Here is a 17,231-nt window from a genome sequence, read left to right as displayed (position 1 = left end):
TCCATGAAGAACAATGTCCGTTTTTATCGGTCAGTCAATTTCAAGATCGCGTTTTCGTTTATCTTGATCTTGCTGATCTCCATTGAAATCATCGGTGCGTATTTTATTCGCGGCTTAGAAAAATCCACGATCAATAATTACACCAAAGAAATGAATCAGCGAGTAGCAAACTTGGCGACAAGCTTAGGAACGACGATGTCTGAAAGTAACGAAGACGATGCCGAAGCGGTTCAACGGATCTTAGAAGACAACACTGCCTCAGATATTTTAGAGATGTGGGTGGTGGATGATAAAGGAATCGTGATTGCGACCAATGATGTCGGTCAAAAAGATACGATCGTCGGCAAGAAAAATGAGTTTAGTGATATCGATGATTTTTCATTGAAGCAATACGTCGCACTTGATGACAATAATAAACGGGTATATGTCAATGTCCAACCTATCCAGTCCCCGACAGGCGATTCCGCCGTGATCGGGGCTCTTTATGTTAAAAGTGACATTGAACAAAAATATACCGAAATCAGTAACACGGCCATCATCTTTTTCTCCGCTTCGGTGATCGCCGGTGTGATCTCCATGATCGTCGCGCTATTAGTGTCACGTTCTATCACGAAACCGATCGAGGATATGCGGCGCCAGGCCGTCAGGATCGCGCAAGGAGATTATTCGGATAAAGTCGAAGTCTATGGTCATGACGAGCTGAGTCAATTGGCGCAAACTTTTAATAAATTATCGGATCGGATCGAAGACGCACAAGATACGATGGAAGCTGAGCGAAATCGGTTAGATTCTGTTTTGACGCATATGACGGATGGTGTCATCGCGACGGACCGCCGAGGAAAAGTCATCACGATCAACGAGATGGCCCTGACGTTATTAGATGTCGACAGCGAGCAGGCGATCGGCCAATCGATTTTGACTTTGCTGGATCTGGATGAAGAATATACGTTGCGAAAATTATTAGAATCACAAGAAGAGATCTTACTAGATCGTTCTAAATCTGAACAAGAAGAAGACCGCATGATCTTGCGAGCTGAATTTGCGATGATCCGGCGTGAATCGGGTTTTATCAGCGGGCTCGTGGTCGTCTTACATGATGTCACCGAACAAGAAAAGACCGAAGAAGAACGCCGACAATTCGTTTCCAATGTCTCGCATGAATTGCGTACGCCGCTAACGAGTGTCCGTAGTTATTTAGAAGCGTTAGATGAAGGTGCGTGGGAAGATAAAGAAGTCGCGCCGGAATTTATCCACGTGACGTTAGTCGAGACCGATCGCATGATCCGCATGATCAACGATTTATTGAATTTATCGCGCATGGATTCAGGAAATCAACCGATGAATCTCGAATTTGTTAATTTCAACGAGCTAGTCGATTACATTTTGGATCGGTTTGACATGATGGTCACCAATCAAGAGAAGAAATATAAAATCGTCCGCGACTTTACGGAACGTGAGTTGTGGGTAGAGATCGATACAGATAAAATCATGCAAGTGATCGATAACATCATGAATAACGCGATCAAATATTCACCAGATGGCGGAACGATCACAGTCCATTTGATGGAGACACATAACAATATCGTGTTAGGGATCACTGATGAAGGTTTGGGGATTCCAAAAAAAGATCTCGACAAAGTTTTTGAACGGTTTTATCGCGTTGATAAAGCTCGGGCTCGCAAACAAGGTGGGACTGGTTTAGGGCTCGCGATTTCAAAAGAAGTCATGAAAGCGCATGGCGGCTCCATTTGGGTCGAAAGCACTGAGGGCAAAGGCTCGACCTTTTACATTTCACTGCCTTATGAACCGTATGAGGAGGATTGGTGGGAATAATGAAGTTATCAGAAAAAATCATCCGCGTCCTCTTGATTTTTTTAATCGGACTCAGTTTGTTTTTGACGTATTCCATTTGGTTGAGTCCCGCTAGTAAAACGCCAAACGTCAATTCGTCAACGACTAAAAAAGTGGCCAACAACGAACAAAATTTTACGAAAGCTACCGAAGCTTTCTTGCCGATCCGCGGGATTTGGGATCGCAACGGGGAAAGTTACCAAACCAATAGTGAAAATCTATTGGCAACGGCTCAAGCACGTTTGACAGAAAGCACGTACGGACAACTGCAACTAGTTGCAGATGGTGAGTCACATTTTCAAGATTATCTCCACTTAAATGATGGCCTGGAATTGAATTATGAAGGCGCCTTTTCACTGACGGAATATGTGAAAGTGTTCGACTTGCCGTTGAATTTGAAAAATATCAAAGACAGTGATTCCATCATGTTTTCTAAGATCCAAGTTGATTTTGGAAAACAAAAGATTCGGTTTTTGAGCTATCGAAAACATCAAGTGTATGAAGCTTCGATCTTGACGAAAGAGACGAGCTTAGATCAATTGTATACAAAAAATCCCCATCGGTTCATTCCGATGACGGTCAACAATCAATTGATCCCGCGGTTGATGCAAACCAAAGACAGCGTCAAATTGAAAAAATACAGTTACATTTTATCCACGCAACCTTATTCATTATTTCGAAATGCCTTTTTCCAAGAACCAGATAAAGTCAAAGGAGAAGAAGGAGCCAACGGTGTGCGTTCATTTGTCAGTGGCCATGAAGATATGGAGATGGATGAACAAAAACGGATCGTAAAATTTTCGGGCGAGCTGCCAGAACGATTGAAAAATGGTAGCATCTATACCCAAAGTTTCAATTATGTCAGTCGTTTAGGAACTGTGGTGGGAAATCTTAAATATTTTGACCGCAAAGATGATCGTTTGATGTACCGGATCTTTGTTGAAGGCTATCCGATCTTCAGCCAAGCCGGGAAAGGTCAGTTGAAGATTACGATCGGCGAGACGAAAAATGAGTTAGCTAATCAAGTCGCGATCGAGACGAGCATGGATACGATCCAAGTACCAGTACCATCTGATGAGATCATCGAGTTGCCTAGCTCCCTTACGATGTTGAACAAGTTGCAAGCTTCAGGAATCGATCTGTCCACGATCCAAAGTTACATCATCGGCTACACGTGGCAAGATGTAGAAGGTGTCAACAAAGTCGTTTCGTTGACGCCTGAGTGGTATGTAAAATACAACGATTCGTGGTATACGATGGATCAAATGTTGTCAGGTGATCTGCATTCAGGATCGGAGGCGAACTAATGGACTTTAGAAAAATCGAATGGATTTTTTTCATCGCCTTTTTAGGTATCAATATTTTCTTGTTTAGTATTTATTGGAACAGCCGGCATGAATTTAGTTTAGTCGTCAATTCCAATCAGCGAGATGATATCGTCCAGCGCTTAGAAAATGACGGCATCACCTATGAGAAAAAATTATCGAATAAACATTATGAAGGCTACTATTTAAGTGCAGAACAAGTTGATCTAAACGACACGTTGACTCACTCAAATCAACCGAAGATCCATGAAGCAGCCGTAGTCCAAGATAAAGTATTGACCAGCTATCCGACCAATGATCAGACCTTTAACTTGCAACGAGCTGAAACGAGCTTCAATCGGTTGATGGAAAAAAATGATTTTATTTTGCAAGGCGAGCAGTATCATTATTTGCCTAGCATCTCTAAGACAGACAAAAAGGCGTCTAAGATCATTGGGGCGCAAAGGTATGAAGAGATTCCGTTCATTGATGAGACATCGCGAGTGACTTTGGATGTAGAAGAGACGGATGGCAAGATGATCGTTACCAAATATACCCAATCACTTTTGAAAGATATCGAACCATTGCGGGAAAAAATGTCGCTGTACTCAGAAAAAGAAATTTTGAACACGTTATACATCAACAATCACATCCCGGAAAAATCAAAAATCTTAGACATCTACCTCGGCTATTTCCGCACACTTGAAGTTCGCGAAAAAAATGTGTATGTTCCAGTGTGGTTCGTCAAAGTCGAAGGGGCGGACAAGGTGATGCAGATCGAAAAGGTCAATGCCATCAGCAACCAAGTGATCACGAATAATTTAGTGCCTAAGGTGGAAAATCAATAGCGAGGGTTGTATACTAGATGCAGCAAAAGGGAAGGACCAGGACTCATGTTAGAACAAACTCAGGCATTTAATATCAGTATTTTAGCCAGCGGCAGCACGGGAAATTCGCTGTATGTCGAAACGCCGAAGAAACGTTTATTAGTCGACGCGGGACTCAGTGGGAAGAAAATCACGTCACTGCTCGCGCAAGTCGATCGTAAACCAGAAGATTTGGATGCGATCTTAGTGACCCACGAACACCGCGATCATATCCACGGAGTTGGGGTGCTGGCACGTAAATATAAATTGCCAGTGTATGCCAATGAAAAAACGTGGGACGCGATGGCTCCTTTGATCGGTAAAGTCGATTCAGAACAAAAACAAATTTTTGAGATGGGCAAAGTCTTAACTTTTGGCGATCTTGATGTCGAAAGTTTTGGCGTTTCCCATGATGCTTCTGCGCCACAATTTTATCGTTTTTATAAAGATGGTCATTCGTTTGTCATGTTGACGGATACGGGTTATGTCAGTGAACACGTTCGTGGTGTGATCAAAGATGCAGATGCGTATTTAGTGGAAAGCAATCACGATTTAGAAATGTTGCGGATGGGACCTTATCCTTGGAACTTGAAGCAGCGGATCTTAGGTGATCGGGGGCATTTGTCAAATGACGATGGTGCTTTAGTCATGACCGATATTTTAGGAGATCGCACCAAACGGATCTACCTCGGTCATTTGAGTAAAGAAAATAATTTGAAAGAACTTGCGCATTTGACGATGGAAGAAACATTGACGCGCTACGATCTAGGTGTCAATTATCAATTTCAAATTTACGATACCGATCCCGAACGAGCGACTGACTTATTTGCAGTTTAAGCTAAAAGCAGCCTCTTGCTGGAACAATTTGTTCCAGCAAGAGGCTGCTTTTTTGAGACTCAAGTGAGTTTTAATTCCAAGTCTAAAGCTGTCTAGTTTCGCGAATGAGTCCGCGAAGCTTTTTTATAAACTTACGACACTGATGTGTTGATTATCATATTGATGATGCAACGCTTCGTCCACCATGGCGATCGCGTAGTCGGCCATGCTGATCTCACTTTTACCGTCGCTATTTTTCTTCAAGCGATCATCACTTAATTGATACTCGCCCGTTCGTTTACCATCGGGATTGAAAAAAGCCGCTGGACTTAAATATCCCCAATAAAGATTTTTGGCGCGAGGTAATTCTAAAAAGGCGCGATACATATTATAAGCAGTTGGGTAATAAGGTGCTTTTGGATCTGAAACATCAATCATGCGCTTGGTTTTGTCGTCATCGATATAAAGAGAAGAGGCTCCGCCCACGACTAAGAGACGCGTTTTTGTACCTGACAAAATGTCGATCAAATGCTGTAATGATGTTTGGTGCAATTCTTCTTTTCCCTTTGGTGCATTGAAAGCATCGATCACGACATCGAAATCTTTTAAGTCAGCCGTGGTCAATTCGAATAGATCTTTTTTTAAATAGGGTACATCGACCGTTAATTTTTCTGGGCGGCGAACGATGGCAGTCACGTCAACTTGTCGTTCTAATGCTTCATTTAAAATCAACGAACCTGCCCGTCCGGTTGCGCCGATAATTGCTATTTTCATAAACAAAAACCCCCTACGATTTGATAACTCAAGTGTAGAGGGAATTGATCAAAAAGGCAAAAGATTGATCTAGCGTGGGAGATTCGCGTGCACCGCAAGTTGCGTCATGACCACTAATAAGTTCATCCCCACGTGGGTGAGCATCGAGGTCCAAATTTTTCCCGTATGTTGATAGAGCCAACAGAAAAAAATACCTAGTCCGCCGTACAATAAATAATGACCATCGTTGTGAGCTAATGAAAAGAGCGCTGAACTTAAAAGAGCTGGCACGATAAAACCAAATCGCTGCTGCAAGGTGCCAAAGATCGCGCGCCGAAAAACGAGTTCTTCCATGATGGGACCGGCGATCGTCGTTGCTAAAATAAAAATCATATTTTCTTGGATCAACGAGACGATATTTTGCGTGTTAGCAGAAGCACCTTGTTGTCCGAAAAACTGCTGCTCGATTTGTAAGATCAACAGTTGTAAGGTAAGTGACAACGGAATGCCCGCTAAGCCCCATGCGATTGCTTTTCCAGTCGATAGTTGTTTTTGTTCTAACGCTAGTGGCTGACTTTTTTTCAAATAAGTAAGTAGCAGCATCGCGCCGATAATGAAGGCGATCGTGGCGAGCTGAATATTTTGATTGGCATTGATGTGAATGAATTGGACGAAAAAAACCGGAGCGACTAAGACTAATCCGTACGTGATGAGCGTCCAAAAGCTATACGTTTTACTTTTCATATTAAAATCCTTTCCAGCAAGTTGATCTGATTATAGCATACCTTGGTTGAGACGACTTTAAAAGAAATTTGAAAAAAATAGCAGTGAATGACTTGCAAAAAAATTCGAAAATGAGTATGATAGGGAATGTAAGTTAGCACTCTGAGATTAAGAGTGCTAATGAAATTCAATTCATTACTATTTGGAGGGATTTATCGTGTTAAAACCATTAGGTGATCGCGTGATTCTTGAAGTCACTGAAGAAGAAGAAAAAACAGTCGGCGGGATCGTATTAGCGTCTGCCGCTAAAGAAAAACCACAAACGGCTAAAGTGGTCGCAGTTGGTGAAGGCAAGACATTAGACAACGGACAAAAAGCACCAATGCCAGTAGCCGTCGGTGATACAGTAATGTTTGAAAAATATTCTGGAACAGAAGTGAAGTTCGAAGGAACCGAATATTTGATTATTTCTGCCAAAGATATCATGGCAATCGTAGCGTAAAATAAATTTTTGAGGTGAAGAAAAGATGACAAAAGAAATCAAATTTGCAGAAGACGCTCGCGCAGCAATGCTTCGCGGTGTAGATAAATTAGCGGATACCGTCAAAGTAACCTTAGGGCCAAAAGGACGGAATGTCGTGTTAGAAAAATCTTATGGTTCTCCTTTGATCACAAATGATGGGGTCACCATCGCAAAAGACATTGAACTAGAAGATCATTTTGAAAATATGGGCGCAAAACTCGTTTCAGAAGTTGCTTCTAAAACAAATGATATCGCAGGTGACGGAACGACAACGGCAACTGTTTTGACACAAGCCATCGTGCGTGAAGGTTTGAAAAACGTCACAGCTGGTGCCAACCCACTAGGAATTCGCCGCGGGATCGAACTTGCAACGAAAACAGCTGTCGAAAAATTACACAGCATCTCAAGTGAAGTTGATTCAAAAGACGCGATCGCACAAGTTGCTGCTGTTTCTTCTGGAAGCGAAAAAATCGGTGAATTAGTTGCCGAAGCAATGGAAAAAGTCGGCAATGACGGCGTAATCACTATTGAAGAATCAAAAGGGATCGATACGGAATTAGACGTGGTTGAAGGGATGCAATTTGACCGTGGCTACTTATCACAATACATGGTCACCGACAATGACAAGATGGAAGCTGCGTTAGAAAATCCATACATCTTGATCACAGATAAAAAAATCTCAAACATTCAAGACATCTTGCCTTTATTAGAACAAGTCGTTCAACAATCTCGTTCATTATTGATTATCGCAGACGATGTAGATGGCGAAGCATTGCCAACATTAGTTTTAAATAAAATCCGTGGTACGTTCAATGTCGTAGCGGTCAAAGCACCAGGCTTTGGCGATCGTCGGAAAGCAATGTTAGAAGATATTGCGATCTTAACGGGTGCTACAGTCATCACTGAAGATCTTGGTTTAGAATTAAAAGATGCTACAATCGATAGTTTAGGTTCTGCCGGTAAAGTCGTGATCGACAAAGACAACACGACGATCGTTGAAGGCGCTGGCGATAAAGAAAAATTAACCGAACGGATCGAATTATTGAAACGTCAAATCGGAGAAACAACTTCTGATTTCGATCGGGAAAAGTTACAAGAACGTTTAGCAAAATTAGCTGGCGGAGTTGCGGTCGTTAAAGTTGGTGCTGCAACTGAAACCGAATTGAAAGAATTGAAACTACGAATCGAAGACGCTTTAAATTCAACGCGTGCAGCTGTTGAAGAAGGAATCGTTTCTGGTGGGGGAACAGCCCTAGTCAACGTGATCAAGAGTGTCGCTGATTTGAAAGCAGATGGCGATGTCGCAACAGGTGTTAGCATCGTTGTTCGAGCATTAGAAGAACCAGTTCGTCAAATCGCAGAAAATGCTGGTTACGAAGGTTCAGTCGTAATCGATAAATTGAAAAATGCTGACAAAGGAATCGGTTTTAATGCTGCAACTGGCGAATGGGTAAACATGGTTGACGCTGGGATCGTTGACCCAACGAAGGTTACGCGTTCTGCTTTACAAAACGCAGCTTCTGTTTCAGCCTTATTGTTGACAACTGAAGCCGTTGTAGCAGACAAACCAGCTCCAGAAGCACCAGCAGCTCCAGCAGGTGGCATGGATCCTTCAATGATGGGCGGCATGATGTAATTTAACACAAGTGGCGAGACTGAAAATTTTCGGTCTCGTCTTTTTTTATTTTGTGAAAGCAAAGTAGCTCGATCGGAAGTGGAGCTGATTTTTATAAGCTGAGTCGTTTGTGCAACACACTTTTTTTTCACAATTTTTTTGAAGTCTAGACCAAAACCTGTCGCAAGTTGGCAGAACGTGGTAAAATAAAAAGAAAAAGTAGGAGGAAATCAGATGAAACTTATTGAGACCCCAATCAGTAAAAATATGAATCTTGAAACGCTTTATCCCAATATTTCTAAATATGCGATCGAAAATGAAGAAGCGATCAAATTGTATAAATTATATTCTTACGATCGAACCAATATCGTTTATTTAGATCGTTACGATAAAATCAGTTTGTTACTGCTGAACCGTTACCGAAAAATCAGCCACAACGAAGTAGATACGATCATCCATCGTGTACTGAAAGTCGATCGTAAAGATGTGACGGTAGATGTCGGCTATAAGCAACACGTTTTAGAAGCTGGCATCCGACCAAAGTATCATTATAAAGATATCATCATGGTGGACTACCAAGTCAAAGCATGAGTTAACCAGCAGGCGGTGCGTCAAAACTTTTTGTCGCGTCGTCTTTTTTTGTTATAATAAATGTAATTAAAAAATGAGGAGCCTAACATGACCATGAGAAAGTTATACGAAGATGACAGTTTAACGTTACACACGGATCTGTATCAAATCAATATGATGAAGACGTATTGGGAGACGGGTCGGGCAGATCTCCACGCAGTCTTTGAATGCTATTTTCGCAAGATGCCATTTGATAACGGCTATGTCATCTTTGCTGGGTTGGAGCGCTTAGTCAACTACTTTGAAACGTTGTCTTTCAGTCAAAGCGACTTAGATTATTTAACCGAAGTGGAACACTACCCAGCGGAATTCATCGAATATTTGCGGAATTTTAAATTTGCTTGTACGGTCCGTTCAGCAGTTGAAGGGGAATTGGTCTTTAGCAATGAACCGATCATTCAAGTAGAAGGTCCGCTGTTGCAATGCCAGCTAGTGGAGACCGCACTGTTGAATATCGTGAATTTCCAAACGCTGATCGCTACTAAAGCGGCACGGATCAAATCTGTGATTGGAGACGATCCGTTGTTAGAATTTGGGACGCGCCGGGCACAAGAATTAGATGCGGCTTTATGGGGCACGCGGGCTGCTTACATCGGTGGTGCAGACGCCACGAGTAACGTGCGCGCCGGTAAGATTTTTGGAATTCCTGACAGTGGGACCCACGCTCATTCATTAGTCCAATCTTACGGAAATGATTACGAAGCCTTTAAAGCGTATGCTGAGACCCATCGAGATTGTGTCTTTTTAGTGGACACGTATGACACGTTGAATTCGGGTGTGCCAAATGCGATTCGAGTCGCAAAAGAAATGGGCGAGAAGATTAATTTCTTAGGCGTGCGAATCGATAGCGGCGACATGGCGTATATCTCCAAACGTGTCCGCCAACAATTAGATGAAGCTGGATTCACAGAAGCCAAGATCTACGCTTCTAATGACCTTGATGAGAGTACGATTTTAAACTTGAAGATGCAACACGCTAAGATCGATGTCTGGGGTGTGGGAACGAAACTGATCACCGCTTACGATCAACCAGCACTCGGAGCTGTCTTCAAATTGGTCTCAATTGAAAATGAAGCGGGCCAGATGATCGATACGATCAAATTATCTAACAATGCTGAAAAAGTTACGACGCCAGGTAAAAAACAAGTTTGGCGGATCACTCGCGAATCTGATGGAAAATCAGAAGGCGATTATGTGACTTTGTGGGATGAAGATCCGCGAGAAGAAGATGAGATCTATATGTTCCATCCGATCCATACGTTCATCAATAAAACGGTTCGTAATTTTAATGCGCGTCCGATCTTGCAAGAGATCTACGTTAAAGGCGAACGAGTCTATGATTTGCCAGACTTAGAAGATGTTAAACAAAATGCGTATGATAATCTAGATTCACTGTGGGAAGAGTACAAGCGCGACTTGAATCCCCAAAAATATCCAGTTGATCTGTCGACTGATTGCTGGAACCATAAGATCAAAACGATCGAAAAAGTCCGCAAGCAAGTGAGCGAGATGCAACCGAAGCTGGAAGGAGATTTTTCATGACATTACAACAAGAAATCATTGCCGAACTCGGTGTGAAGCCAGTCATTGAACCAAAAGCAGAGATTCGTAAGAGTATCGATTTTCTAAAAGAATATTTGACGACTTACCCGTTTTTAAAAACATTGGTCTTAGGGATCAGCGGCGGACAAGACTCATCACTAGCTGGAAAGTTAGCGCAACTTGCCCTAACTGAATTGCGAGCAGAAACAAAAGATCCAGCCTATCAATTCATCGCAGTCCGCTTGCCGTATGGCGAACAAGCAGACGAAGCCGATGCAGTCCGTGCTTTGAAATTTATTGAGCCGGATGTTAGCTTAGTCGTTAATATCAAAGCTGCTGTTGATGCCCAAGTTACCGCCTTGGAAACAGCTGGCGTAGCGATCAGCGATTTTAATAAAGGAAATATCAAAGCCCGTCAACGGATGATCACACAATACGCGATCGCAGGTGCTAAAAGCGGCGCTGTGATCGGAACAGACCACGCCGCTGAAAACATCACCGGCTTTTTCACGAAATTTGGCGATGGCGGTGCGGATATTTTACCGCTGTTTCGTTTGAATAAACGTCAAGGCAAAATGTTGTTAAAAGAACTTGGAGCTGAAGCAGCGATCTATCAAAAAATTCCGACAGCTGATTTGGAAGATGGAAAGCCTCTCGTTTCCGATGAAGTCGCATTAGGCGTAACCTATGACAATATCGATGATTATTTAGAAGGCAAGCAGATCGATCCAAAAGCGCAACAAGTGATCGAAAGTTGGTGGCACAAGACGCAGCATAAACGTCATTTGCCGATCTCACTGTTGGATGATTTTTGGAAAAAATAAATTGTTCTTCAATCCGTGATAAAGCCAACAGCTGATCATGAAACGAAGTAAAGTGTGAACGATGAGCCATGGGAAACATAGGGCAAATCGATCGCGCTTTTTTTGGTGAGAAAAATTTTTCAGATTACCTGTTTTTTTACGAAAATAAAATGAGTTTAGAAAGCTGCTTTACTTCTTTCTTGCAAATCGCTAAAATAATCTCCAGACAGGAGTTGGCTTTTATCAAAAAAATCAAAATTATCTTACGTTCAAAACGATTGTATCAATTACTCGCGGCTTTGTTTTTGATCATCGGATCGAATTTATTTTTACAATTGTGTCAAAATCAATTTTCGTTTAGCTTGGCCTTTAAATTTGCTTTTTCATGGCACACGGAAAAATTTTTCTTAGGTTGTTTTGTGTTGCTAGTGTTCTATAGTTTTTTGGCTAGTTTTTTAGGCTCATGGTTGTGGGGGGCAGCAACCTACTTGCTAACAGTTATTGGTGTCGGAGTGGCTAATTTTTTAAAAATGAAATATCGGATGGAGCCGATCTATCCAGATGATTTGAAGATGATCACTGCGTTTAAAATGCTGAAAGATATTTTAGGGACGGGACCTTTTTTAGCCTATCTAGGATTATTGCTGGCGGGAGTAGTGGTGATAATTTGGGGCCTGTACCGAAGTTTTCGTTTACCAAAAAAAAACCAATTTATCCGCGCCGGAATCTTTTTGCTGGCAACGGTTTTACTGGGCTACATCAATACGTTCAATAATCCGCAAAATATTTTGCGTAAAGCGTACAACCAAACAGCGCTGTGGATTCCTTACAGTCAAAAGATGAATTATTATAATACCGGGTTTATGGGCGGCTTTTTATATAATTTAAAAATCGATCCGATGGCTAAACCGAAAGATTATTCCAAACAAAAAATTCAACAGATCACTACGAATTACGACAAAAAAGCAGCTCAAGTCAATCAAGACCGCAGTGAAGAAAAGCCCAATATCATTTATGTGATGAGTGAAAGTTTTTCTGATCCGGCACGGCTGAAAGGGTTGACGATAGCTGGGGGCGATCCGCTGGTAGATTACCGGTACGTCGCGCAACAAACTTACAGCGGACAGATGCTCTCGCAAAATTACGGTGGCGGCACGGCTAATATTGAATTTGAAGCGTTGACTGGTTTTTCAATGGCGCTGTTTAATCCGCAATTGACGACGCCTTACACGCAGCTGTTGCCGAAGCTGGAAAAATTTCCTTCGCTCGTCTCGCGTTTGAAGACTCAACATTATCAAACGACTGCGATCCATCCGTATAACACGTCGATGTATAAACGGCAAACTGTTTATGATCGGTTAGGGTTTGATCAGTTTTTAGATCAAGATACGATCCAATTCAAAAAGAAACTTGAACATAATCCGTATATCTCAGATGAAGCAGCGTACCAGCAAATCTTGAAGCTCTTGAATAAAAAAGCACCGCAATTCGTTCATTTAGTTACGATGCAGACTCACATGCCATATGCGGATAAGTACCAACAGATCCCGTATCGTGCATTTGGCGACAACAACGCGACGGTTAACAATTATTTACAAGATATTGCGTACAGCAGCACCGCGTTAAAAAATTTTTTGGCAAAGCTAGATCAGTTGCCTAAACGAACGCTGGTCGTCTTTTGGGGCGATCACTTGCCGGGAATTTACAGCGAGGCGATCCAAGCAAAAAATTCTACCGCTAACTTGCACCAGACGGAATTTTTATTTTATGATAATCGCCATCGTCTACAAAATAGTCAGCAGCATCATGCGATTATCAGTCCATTTTATTATCAAAATGAACTGTTTGATCAAAGTGGTTTACAAGTGACTGGCTTCAATCAATTGCAAAGTACGTTACAAACAAGTGTACCAGCCTTTGAAAAGCAACTCGTTTATCAAAAAGGTAAGTGGCGCAAAGAACTGCGATTGACTGCGGCACAACAAAAAGTGTACCATGAGTACCAATTGATCCAATATGATATCGTAGCTGGCCAGCAGTACAGCCTGCAAGCGAAATTTTTTGACTAAGGAGCACAGGATGAGTTTTAAGAAGAAAGATAATCAAAACTTTTATAATCCGATCCGCCGGGCGATTTTAAATCATCAGCTGATCAAACCAGGTGAAAAAGTCGCCGTTGGGATGAGCGGTGGCAAAGACAGTACGAGCTTGTTGTGTTTTTTAGATCAAATCAAACGCCAGCGCCGCTTAGGTTTTGATTTTGAGTTAGTCCCGATCACGTTAGATATGGGCTTTGCTGACTGCGATCTTTCGCCGTTAGCAACATTTGTCCATGAACTTGGATATGAACTTGAGATCGTCCCGACTAACATCGCAAAAGTCGTTTTTGATATTCGGCAAGAAAAAAGTCCGTGTTCATTATGTGCTAAATTGCGCCGTGGGTACTTGTATCATCGCGCTCGGGAGTTAGGCTGTCAAAAAGTCGCGCTGGGTCATCATGTAGATGATGCCATTGAGACGTATTTTATGAATTTTTTATTTCATGGCCGCTTGAATAGTTTTGAGCCGATCAGTTACTTGAGTAAAAATCAAATTTCATTGATCCGTCCCATGATCTATTTACCAGAAAAACAAATCATTCGTTTTGTGGCGCGGGAGGAATTACCGGTCGTGTTCAATCCGTGTCCAGTCGATAAAAAAACTAAACGCGAAGAGATCAAACAGCTGGTGAGTCGATTAGCCGAAAATTATCCAGATATCCGAACAAAATTCGTAATGGGAATGGAGCAAGGAACCGCTGCTGATTTTTGGCAAAAAAGCTTGAAAGAAAGCCTTTTAATTTCTGAAAGATAACAATAAGTGATTGATTTTAATGAGTCCCTCTTGTATAATTCAGTTAGTATTCATGAGGGAGTAACTAGCAGCACATGCTGTGGCAACATCACCAACAAGAAAAAAATTTTCTGGTGTTGCCTTAAATAGTGAGACTTATGTATGTTCTTTGCGCATACACAAGTCTATTTTTTTTACGATGAAAGAGCTGTGATCAATGCTTTTTTGATCAAGATGGCCTTGTGATGCAAATTTGTGAAGGAGGAAGAACATGTCAGAAGAGAAAAAACAACAATTAGTGAAGCCGTTTTACACGGAAGACGAAAAAACGGTCTTAGCTGAGATGCAGACGACTAAAGATGGTCTGACGCAAGCTGAAGCGGACAAACGAATCGCTTCATATGGACCAAACGAACTAGAAGAAGGCGAAAAGAAAAGTATGGTGGTGCGCTTCTTTGAACAGTTCAAAGATATGATGATCATTGTTTTGATCGTTGCGGCGATCATCTCTGCCGTCGTTTCTCATGAAGTGGTCGATTCGATCATTATTTTAGCCGTTGTGATCATCAATGCCGTAATGGGTGTTTTACAAGAATCAAAAGCTGAGCAAGCTATTGAAGCGTTGCGTGAAATGTCAACGCCAAGTGCCAATGTCTTGCGCGATGGCCACACGACATCAGTCAAATCAACTGATCTCGTTCCTGGAGATATCGTGTTACTAGAAGCTGGGGATGTAGTACCAGCTGATGTCCGTTTGATCGAAGCGCGGTCATTAAAAATCGAAGAAGCCGCTTTGACGGGTGAATCCGTTCCAGTTGAAAAAGAAACGATCGTATTAGATGACGCTGAGATTGGAATCGGCGATCGGATCAACATGGCGTACTCTAACAGTAATGTCACTTACGGCCGGGGAACTGGTGTGGTGGTCAATACAGGAATGGACACTGAAGTCGGTAAGATCGCTGGTATGTTAGCCCAAGCGGATGAAACTGAAACACCGCTGAAAAATAATTTGAACCAATTAGGTAAATTCTTAACGATCGCCATCATCGTAATCGCAGTCATCATGTTTGTTGTCGGAATCGTGATCAATGGGACTTCTTGGGTCGATATGTTATTGACTTCGATCTCATTAGCCGTTGCTGCGATCCCAGAAGGTTTGCCGGCGATCGTAACGATCATTTTGGCTTTAGGAACGCAAGTCATGGCCAAACGAAATTCCGTGATCCGGAAGTTGCCAGCCGTTGAAACATTAGGCTCAACTGATATTATCGCGTCGGATAAAACAGGGACATTGACCTTGAATCAAATGACCGTGGAAAAATTATACACGGACAATGAACAGCTGGATGCCAAAGGAACGATCCCAACTGATAACATGGCCCTTAAGATCATGAACTTCGCCAATGATACGAAGATCGGAGCGGAGGGGAACTTGATCGGGGACCCAACGGAAACAGCATTAGTTCAATTTGGCTTGAACCACGATTTTGATGTCCGTGAACAAGTTAAAACAGAACCACGGGTCGCAGAATTACCCTTTGATTCAGAGCGGAAATTAATGAGTACGATCCATGAGCAGCCGGATGGGAAATTTTTGATCGCGGTCAAAGGTGCGCCGGATGTTTTATTAGAACGAGCAACGAAAGTCTTGTTAGATGGCAAAGTTATCGACATGACCAAAGCCGAAAAAGAAAATATTTTATTCCATAATAAAGACATGGCCAAACAAGCGTTACGAGTTTTAGGGATGGCGTACAAATATGCCGATGCGATCCCAGTGGAAATGGAATCTGAAATCGTAGAAAATGATTTGATCTTTGCGGGTCTAGTCGGGATGATCGATCCTGAGCGGGCTGAAGCAGCCGAAGCCGTTCGTGTGGCAAAAGAAGCTGGTGTCCGTCCGATCATGATCACCGGTGACCACAAAGACACCGCCGAAGCGATCGCCGCTCGCCTTGGGATCATTAAAGCCGGGGATGACGATGCCGTCTTGACTGGTGCACAATTAAACGAAATGAGCGATGAAGAGTTCGCGCAAAAAGTTGACGAGTATTCCGTTTACGCGCGTGTCTCACCTGAGCATAAAGTTCGGATCGTTAAAGCGTGGCAAAAAGAAGGTAAAGTCGTTGCCATGACGGGTGACGGGGTCAATGATGCACCGGCACTGAAACAAGCGGATATCGGAATCGGTATGGGGATCACTGGGACGGAAGTTTCTAAAGGCGCGTCTGACATGGTCTTAGCCGATGATAACTTTGCGACGATCGTCGTAGCCGTCGAAGAAGGTCGAAAAGTCTTCTCAAATATTCAAAAAGCCGTTCAATATTTACTGGCTGCCAACTTAGGTGAAGTGTTAACCTTGTTTTTGGCAACATTGTTTGGTTGGGATACCTTGCTACCGATTCATTTATTATGGATCAACTTAGTAACCGATACGTTCCCAGCGATCGCATTAGGAATGGAACCAGCGGAAAAAGATTTGATGCAACACAAACCGCGGGGCCGAAATTCCAATCTGTTTTCAGGCGGCGTGTTGTCCAGCATCATTTACCAAGGGATCTTAGAAGCCGCCAGCGTCTTGTTCGTTTACTGGTCTGCGATCCAGTGGCCAGTTCACACAACATATCAAGAAATCCATTCCGATGCCTTGACGATGGCCTTTGCCACATTAGGTTTGATGCAGTTGTTCCATGCCTTTAACGTAAAATCAGTTCATCAATCTCTTTTCAAAGTGGGACCATTTAGAAACAAGAGCTTCAACTGGGCGATCTTATTGTCCTTTGTCTTAATGATGGTGATCATCATCGTACCAGGACTAAACGACGTATTCCGAGTAGCTCACTTAGACGGTTACCAATGGGGGATCGTGATCGGAGTATCCTTTGCGATTATTCCAGTTGTTGAAATTGTTAAACTTTTCCAACGTAAAATGTTGTATAATAATGATAAGTAAAAATAAAAAGCTGCCGC

14 protein-coding genes are annotated in these 17,231 nt (G+C 42.4%); 12 read left to right on the top strand and 2 right to left on the bottom strand.

Going from position 1 to position 17,231, the window contains the following annotated elements; genetic code table 11:
• The first annotated feature begins 3 nt into the window (after nucleotides 1-3).
• From walK to GVJ38_RS00395, 4 genes are read left to right on the top strand one after another with little or no spacing between them, the layout of a single operon-like run.
• Entirely contained in the window at nucleotides 4-1,833 is a 1,830-nt protein-coding gene (gene walK / locus GVJ38_RS00410) for a cell wall metabolism sensor histidine kinase WalK (RefSeq protein ID WP_159721191.1), read from the top strand.
• Nucleotides 1,833-3,158 (top strand): YycH family regulatory protein, encoded by a 1,326-nt coding sequence (locus GVJ38_RS00405; protein WP_159721190.1) that lies wholly within the window; start codon nucleotides 1,833-1,835, stop codon nucleotides 3,156-3,158. The genes walK and GVJ38_RS00405 overlap by 1 nt, the downstream gene beginning before the upstream one ends.
• Nucleotides 3,158-4,003, top strand: a complete 846-nt coding sequence (locus tag GVJ38_RS00400; protein ID WP_159721189.1) for a two-component system regulatory protein YycI — start codon at nucleotides 3,158-3,160, stop codon at nucleotides 4,001-4,003. Before GVJ38_RS00405 ends, GVJ38_RS00400 begins: the two co-directional genes overlap by 1 nt.
• 45 nt (nucleotides 4,004-4,048) lie before the next feature.
• Complete coding sequence (locus tag GVJ38_RS00395) at nucleotides 4,049-4,858, top strand: MBL fold metallo-hydrolase (RefSeq protein ID WP_159721188.1); 810 nt, start codon at nucleotides 4,049-4,051, stop codon at nucleotides 4,856-4,858.
• A 123-nt stretch (nucleotides 4,859-4,981) separates the two neighbouring features.
• Here GVJ38_RS00395 and GVJ38_RS00390 read toward each other — a convergent pair whose 3' ends face one another.
• Nucleotides 4,982-5,611, bottom strand: a complete 630-nt coding sequence (locus tag GVJ38_RS00390) for an NAD(P)-dependent oxidoreductase (protein ID WP_159721187.1) — start codon at nucleotides 5,609-5,611, stop codon at nucleotides 4,982-4,984.
• Nucleotides 5,612-5,680: 69 nt separating this feature from the next.
• Nucleotides 5,681-6,334: a CPBP family intramembrane glutamic endopeptidase gene (locus GVJ38_RS00385; protein ID WP_159721186.1), complete on the bottom strand. Its 654-nt coding sequence runs from the start codon at nucleotides 6,332-6,334 to the stop codon at nucleotides 5,681-5,683.
• Between the two features lie 196 nt (nucleotides 6,335-6,530).
• Between GVJ38_RS00385 and groES the strand changes: the two genes are divergently transcribed.
• The 8 genes from groES (at nucleotide 6,531) to GVJ38_RS00345 (ending at nucleotide 17,214) form a co-directional block, all read left to right on the top strand.
• The gene (gene groES, locus GVJ38_RS00380; RefSeq protein ID WP_159721185.1) at nucleotides 6,531-6,815 is read left to right on the top strand and encodes a co-chaperone GroES; all 285 of its coding nucleotides are present in this window, start codon (nucleotides 6,531-6,533) and stop codon (nucleotides 6,813-6,815) included.
• A gap of 25 nt (nucleotides 6,816-6,840) precedes the next feature.
• Entirely contained in the window at nucleotides 6,841-8,472 is a 1,632-nt protein-coding gene (gene groL / locus GVJ38_RS00375; protein ID WP_159721184.1) for a chaperonin GroEL, read from the top strand.
• Nucleotides 8,473-8,685: 213 nt separating this feature from the next.
• Nucleotides 8,686-9,042, top strand: a complete 357-nt coding sequence (locus GVJ38_RS00370; protein ID WP_159721183.1) for a DUF1827 family protein — start codon at nucleotides 8,686-8,688, stop codon at nucleotides 9,040-9,042.
• Between the two features lie 93 nt (nucleotides 9,043-9,135).
• Nucleotides 9,136-10,623 (top strand): nicotinate phosphoribosyltransferase, encoded by a 1,488-nt coding sequence (locus tag GVJ38_RS00365; RefSeq protein ID WP_159721370.1) that lies wholly within the window; start codon nucleotides 9,136-9,138, stop codon nucleotides 10,621-10,623.
• The gene (gene nadE / locus GVJ38_RS00360; protein WP_159721182.1) at nucleotides 10,620-11,447 is read left to right on the top strand and encodes an ammonia-dependent NAD(+) synthetase; all 828 of its coding nucleotides are present in this window, start codon (nucleotides 10,620-10,622) and stop codon (nucleotides 11,445-11,447) included. The genes GVJ38_RS00365 and nadE overlap by 4 nt, the downstream gene beginning before the upstream one ends.
• A 149-nt stretch (nucleotides 11,448-11,596) precedes the next feature.
• Nucleotides 11,597-13,495 (top strand): LTA synthase family protein, encoded by a 1,899-nt coding sequence (locus GVJ38_RS00355; RefSeq protein WP_159721181.1) that lies wholly within the window; start codon nucleotides 11,597-11,599, stop codon nucleotides 13,493-13,495.
• A 10-nt stretch (nucleotides 13,496-13,505) separates the two neighbouring features.
• A complete protein-coding gene (locus GVJ38_RS00350; protein WP_159721180.1) occupies nucleotides 13,506-14,279 on the top strand; it encodes a tRNA 2-thiocytidine biosynthesis TtcA family protein in 774 nt (257 codons plus the stop codon).
• Nucleotides 14,280-14,529: 250 nt separating this feature from the next.
• Complete coding sequence (locus tag GVJ38_RS00345; RefSeq protein ID WP_159721179.1) at nucleotides 14,530-17,214, top strand: cation-translocating P-type ATPase; 2,685 nt, start codon at nucleotides 14,530-14,532, stop codon at nucleotides 17,212-17,214.
• Nucleotides 17,215-17,231 lie beyond the last annotated feature (17 nt).

The sequence above is a fragment of the Enterococcus sp. CSURQ0835 genome, assembly GCF_902706605.1.
In the GTDB taxonomy this organism is placed as follows: domain Bacteria; phylum Bacillota; class Bacilli; order Lactobacillales; family Enterococcaceae; genus Enterococcus_A.
Note: the sequence above shows the minus strand (reverse complement) of the source record. Positions and strands in the feature narration are given on the sequence as shown.